Genomic DNA, 5,532 nt, shown 5'->3' on the forward strand with positions numbered 1-5,532 from the left:
AATAGCTTGGTTTTTACGGTTACGACCCTGCTTAGCTGAACCGCCCGCAGAGTCACCCTCCACTATGTATAGTTCACTAAGTGCAGGATCTTTTTCCTGACAGTCAGCTAGCTTACCTGGTAGGCCAGCCAAATCTAGCGCACCTTTACGGCGTGTCATTTCACGGGCCTTTCGTGCAGCTTCACGAGCACGAGCAGCATCAATAATTTTACCCGCAATGATTTTACTTTCTGCAGGGTTTTCTAGTAAAAACTCTGCTAGCTTTTCGTTCATTGCCGACTCAACTGCTGGACGAACTTCAGAAGACACAAGCTTATCTTTTGTCTGTGAGCTGAATTTCGGATCTGGTACTTTAACGGAAATAACCGCGGTTAGACCTTCACGCGCATCGTCACCACTGGCATTCGTTTTTGCCTTTTTGTTCAGGCCTTCCTTTTCCATGTAGTTATTCAATGTACGCGTTAGTGCTCCACGGAAGCCCGCCAAGTGAGTACCACCGTCGCGCTGAGGAATGTTGTTGGTGAAACAGAACACGTTCTCTTGGAAACTATCGTTCCATTGCATCGCTACTTCTACTGCAATACCGTCTTCTTGTTCACTGCTGAAATGAAACACTTTCTGGTGAACAGGTGTTTTCTTTTCATTTAGGTACTCAACGAAAGCTTTGATACCACCTTCGTACATGAAGTGGTCTTCTTTTCCATCGCGTTCGTCTTTCAAGCGAATAGACACACCAGAGTTCAAAAATGATAGTTCACGAAGACGTTTAGCAAGAATATCGTAGTGGTAAAGCGTATCTGTGAAGGTGTCTGAACTTGGCCAGAAACGGATCATAGTTCCCGTTTTATCTGTATCGCCTGTTACCGCTAGTGGCGCTTGTGGAACACCATGATGATATTCTTGTTCATGCGCTTTACCGCCGCGACGAATACGAAGCTTCAGACGGCTTGAAAGTGCGTTTACTACTGATACACCTACACCGTGCAAACCGCCCGATACTTTATAAGAGTTATCGTCGAATTTACCGCCGGCGTGAAGAACTGTCATGATAACTTCAGCTGCAGACACCCCCTCTTCTGGGTGCAATTCAGTTGGTATACCACGTCCATCGTCAGACACAGATACTGAGCCATCGCTGTGAATGAGCACAGTAATCTCAGAACAATGTCCAGCAAGTGCTTCATCGATAGAGTTATCGACCACCTCGAAAACCATGTGGTGTAATCCGGTACCATCATCAGTATCACCGATATACATACCAGGACGCTTTCTTACGGCATCTAATCCTTTAAGTACTTTAATACTGGACGAGTCGTAGTTGTTCTCTGCTGACATACTAGCTTTTACTCCTCTTTCACGCTTCCATGTTCCACGTGAAACATTTTCTTTTCGTTGTATTTTTGTATAAAAGCGAGTTGCGTGGATTCTATTGCAGTAACGAAAACCTGCGTATCCATTTTGAGCAACCCATCAATAAATTGTTCTCTTTTATCGGCATCTAATTCGGCACCTACATCATCAAGTAAAAAGATACTTTTGCGCTGCGTTGCCTTATTAAATAGCTTAGTCTGTGACATTTGAAGCGCTGCCACAGCCATTCTAAGCTGTCCTCTTGATAAAAGCTCCTGAGCGTTTACTCCATTCACTTTAAGCCTTAAATCGGCTTTATGGGGCCCAGAAGAGGTATGTCCTATTTTACCATCATACTCACGTTTTTTAACTAGGCTTTCTGATAAACCGACATCTTTTTCCCACCCTTTATAGTAACTTAATTCCACATCGAAGTTAGGAAGAAATTCTTGCGCGTACTGCTTAAAAATAGGGGTAAGGGTATCCACATATTCCTGACGAGTAGCCGATAAAGACTCACCTAGTTCTGAGAACTGAGACTCCCAATATTGATTTTGTGGTGCGCTTAAATTTGCCTGCTGTTTCAGTAAGGCATTTCTATGTTTTAAAAATTTACCATACTGATTAGCAAGTGATTGAAACTGATGTTTCACGTGAAACAATCCCCAATCACAAAAACGTCGACGCTCGGAAGGCGAACCAATTATAAGGTCAGTACTCTGCGGAGTAAAAAGTTGAAGTGGTACCAAGCTAACTAAATCTGATAACTTATTTGAATGTTCACCGTTAATACTACAGGTGAATGTCTCATTTCTACTTCGTTGAAAACCTAGCTTTAATTCATCCCCTTCTTCAGTTTTGCATGACGCGAAAACACTGAAGCTGTCCTTCTCATTTTGAATAACCGAACTGTGTTTATTTGTTCTAAAAGAACGTCCAAAGCCTAGGTAATAAAGTGCTTCGATTAACGAGGATTTCCCACTCCCATTCACGCCTTTAATGATAGTCAACGCTGGTGAAGGAGAAAGTGATACGGAAGTAAGATTACGAAACTGTGTAATCTGGACGCGGTCCAGTTTCATGAGGTCACACTGATGAAAGAAAAGAAGCGAGGAGTATCAACACTCATCGCTTCTTGAATTGATAATTTAAATAACAAAATAACGTGGGATATGCGAAACGCTGCAAACACTTAATGTAGTAGTGACTACAGTCGCATTGGCATAATAACGTATAACGCGGCGTCATCAGCATCATCTTCAATTAGCGCACTCGCGTTTGAGTCTGATAGGCTCACTTTAACGCCATCAGATCCAAGCGCATTCAATACGTCAATTAGATAGGCAACGTTAAAGCCAATTTCTAAATCGTCACCTTGATATTGAACATCAACGATTTCTTCCGCTTCTTCTTGCTCTGGGTTATTAGCCGTTATCTTAAGCTCACCAGAAGACAAGTTTAATCGTACGCCTCTAAACTTTTCGTTAGATAGAATGGCCGCACGTGAAAAAGCTTCTTTTAATACAGCTTTACTCGCAATAATTTCCTTGTCGCCATTTTGAGGTAAAACACGGCGATAATCAGGAAATCTGCCATCAACTAATTTCGAAGTAAAAATGAAATCGTTTGAGAAAATTCGAAGATGGTTGGCGCCTATTTGCACCTTAAGAGATTTGTCATCTTCGCTAATAAGACGAGAAATTTCTAACACACCTTTACGTGGAATAATTACCTGACGAGATGGCAAAGCGGTCTCATAGTGTAGGCGACAAAGTGCAAGGCGGTGACCGTCTGTTGCAACGGTACGAATGATATTCTCTTCCGTTTCAAGGGACATACCATTTAAGTAATAACGTACGTCTTGTTGAGCCATTGAGAAGCTCGTTGCATCAATAAGACGTTTTAGATCACTGCACGATAATTCAAACTCAACTTCGCCTTCCCAGTCTTCTAGATTTGGGTAGTCGTTGGCAGATAAAGTAGAAAGCGTATAACGACCTCGACCGGCACGAATAAGTGCTTTGCTGCCGTCTAACGAGAAATGAATATCTGTTCCTTCAGAAATACCGCGAATTATATCAAACAGCTTTTTAGCAGGAACAGTAATTTCACCTTCCGTGAATTCACCTTCTAATTTCACGCTAGAAATTAGTTCTACCTCTAAATCTGTACCAGTAAGCCAAAGTGCGTCCTCACTTACTTTGATGAGAACATTGGAAAGAATTGGCAGTGTGTGTCTACGCTCTACAGCACCAGATACCAACTGTAGGGGTTGTAAAAATTGTTCGCGGCTTATAGTAAATTTCATCGCAGTGCTATCTCGCCTCTAAGGTCGTGGTGTTAGGAAGACAAAGTCCTAATGAGGTTCTTATAGTCCTCTTTTATATCATGACTTTCTTCTCTTAGCTGCTCTATTTTTCTACAAGCGTGTAAAACCGTAGTGTGGTCTCGTCCACCAAACGCGTTTCCTAGTTCAGGTAAACTGTGGTTGGTAAGTTCTTTGGCCAGCGCCATCGCGACTTGGCGAGGACGCGCCACACTACGACTACGTCGTTTAGACAAAATATCAGCTACTTTTATCTTATAATAATCTGCGACGGTTTTCTGAATATTATCAACGGTTACCAATTTTTCTTGAAGTGCGAGAAGGTCTCGAAGCGCTTCGCGAACGAAATCAATAGTGATAGGGCGACCGGTAAAGTTTGCGTTAGCAATAACACGGTTAAGTGCCCCCTCGAGCTCACGTACGTTTGAACGCAATCGCTTAGCTATAAAGAACGCCACTTCATTAGGTAAGTGAATCCGGTTCTCTGCCGCTTTGCGCATCAAAATAGCTACTCGGGTTTCAAGCTCTGGTGGCTCTATAGCAATAGTTAAACCCCAACCGAAGCGCGATTTCAATCGATCCTCTACCCCATCAATCTCTTTAGGATATCTATCAGAAGTAAGGATGATTTGTTGGTTACCTTCAAGAAGCGCATTGAACGTGTGGAAGAACTCTTCTTGTGAACGCTCTTTATTAGCAAAGAATTGAATATCATCGATAAGTAACGCATCAACGCTGCGATAGAAGCGCTTAAAGTCCTCTATAGCGTTATTTTGTAGTGCCTTAACCATATCCTGTACGAAACGCTCTGAATGCATATACACAATTTTAGCGTCACCGTTATTAGCTACGATGCCATTACCCACTGCATGTAATAAGTGAGTTTTACCTAAGCCCGTACCACCGTAAATAAACAGTGGGTTGTAAGAACCGCCTGGGTTATTTGCGACTTGAGTTGCAGCCGCACGTGCTAGCTGGTTAGATTTACCTTCGACAAAGTTGTCGAATTGATAAGTCGGATTAATATTACTTTTATGCTTCATCGCCTCAGGGATCGGGATCACTTTCGGCGGTGTAGACGATCTTGGCGCTTGATATGCGTATGCATTATATCCATTACGGTCGTGGTTTTGCGCACCGCGATCATTTAGATCCATACCCTGTGTGTATGAAGGTGATTTTGAAAACGCATTGTTTTGTCCTTGATCACCCGCTTGGCTTGCCGATGATGGCATACCGCTATTCGACATTGGTGAATAAGACGATGTGTGCTGCCCATTACTGCCGCTGTGAACAGGCTGACTACTAGTATTATAGTTCTGATACCCTTGACCGCCCGCAGGTGCACTAGGCTTACTTGGTTGATTATTAGGCGTATTTGGAGCAGGCGAAGATCCGCTGGTACTTACAGGCTGACTACGGCTTACGCTGTGACGATTCATCACTTCTAAACGCAATTGTGGTGCGTCACTTCCGGCAAACTCTTTTAGTAGTGCGGTAATATTATTCAGGTACTTGTCTCTTACCCAATCAAGTACAAAACGATTGGGAGCATAGAGTGCAACCACGCCTTGTTGTTCTTCACAAACAAGCGGTCGTATCCACATACTAAACTGCTGCGTTGGTAATTCTTGACGCAATCTTTCAAGGCATTGGTTCCACAAGGACATGGTACGTAGTTAGCTCCCGTAACTCGCTAGAAAAACCAACTCCTGAAAAGCCAAGCATAAAGAAACCAGGCAATAAAAAGCGCCATTAGAAGAACATAGCGTTGGTAGTGTGTGGTAGCAGCGAGAAATTAAGTTATCGCTTTAATCGCTGTGGATTATATTACTTTATCAACACAATGTAAATGG

Annotated in this window: 4 protein-coding genes; all 4 read right to left on the reverse strand. The window is 42.8% G+C overall.

Annotated features, from left to right (window positions below; genetic code table 11):
• Positions 1–1,335 (reverse strand): DNA gyrase subunit B (locus QVA83_RS12245; protein ID WP_287498504.1); only part of this gene is annotated, 1,335 nt, incomplete at its 3' end.
• An 8-nt stretch (positions 1,336–1,343) separates the two neighbouring features.
• The gene (gene recF, locus QVA83_RS12250) at positions 1,344–2,432 is read right to left on the reverse strand and encodes a DNA replication/repair protein RecF (RefSeq protein WP_156077628.1); all 1,089 of its coding nucleotides are present in this window, start codon (positions 2,430–2,432) and stop codon (positions 1,344–1,346) included.
• A 125-nt stretch (positions 2,433–2,557) separates the two neighbouring features.
• Positions 2,558–3,658, reverse strand: coding sequence for a DNA polymerase III subunit beta (gene dnaN / locus QVA83_RS12255; protein WP_156077627.1), 1,101 nt, complete (start codon positions 3,656–3,658; stop codon positions 2,558–2,560).
• Positions 3,659–3,690: 32 nt separating this feature from the next.
• Entirely contained in the window at positions 3,691–5,346 is a 1,656-nt protein-coding gene (dnaA, locus tag QVA83_RS12260) for a chromosomal replication initiator protein DnaA (RefSeq protein ID WP_156082062.1), read from the reverse strand.
• Positions 5,347–5,532: the final 186 nt, after the last annotated feature.

It is taken from the genome of Alteromonas sp. AO-Serp, from assembly GCF_017849675.1.
Lineage (GTDB): Bacteria > Pseudomonadota > Gammaproteobacteria > Enterobacterales > Alteromonadaceae > Alteromonas > Alteromonas macleodii.